This window comes from Veillonella sp. ZSJB6 (assembly GCF_051549505.1).
Lineage (GTDB): Bacteria > Bacillota > Negativicutes > Veillonellales > Veillonellaceae > Veillonella.
Map to the genome: position 1 here is coordinate 1 of NZ_JBPUGE010000109.1, position 255 is coordinate 255.

A 255-nucleotide genomic window follows, 5' to 3' on the forward strand; every position below is an offset into this window, starting at 1 on the left:
AGGAGTCATTCAAGCACCCACGTAAAATCAATCACGATCTCGTCGACGCCCAACAAGCGCGGCGAATTTTGGATCGTCTCGTCGGATACGGGATGAGCCCATTATTATGGAAGAAAGTCAAAAAAGGCTTATCGGCCGGACGTGTCCAATCAGTGGCCGTCAAAATGATCATCGACCGGGAGCGGGAAATCAACGCCTTCGACCCAGAAGAGTATTGGACGATCAAACTCATGCTCAACCATGAAGGCGAATTGT

The 255-nt window shown here is 49.8% G+C and carries 1 protein-coding gene; it reads left to right on the forward strand.

Annotation, left to right across the window (positions count from 1 at the left end):
• Nucleotides 1–255, forward strand: a 255-nt coding sequence (locus tag ACSV5T_RS10085; RefSeq protein WP_438321043.1) for a DNA topoisomerase, incomplete at both ends; no start/stop codon positions are given.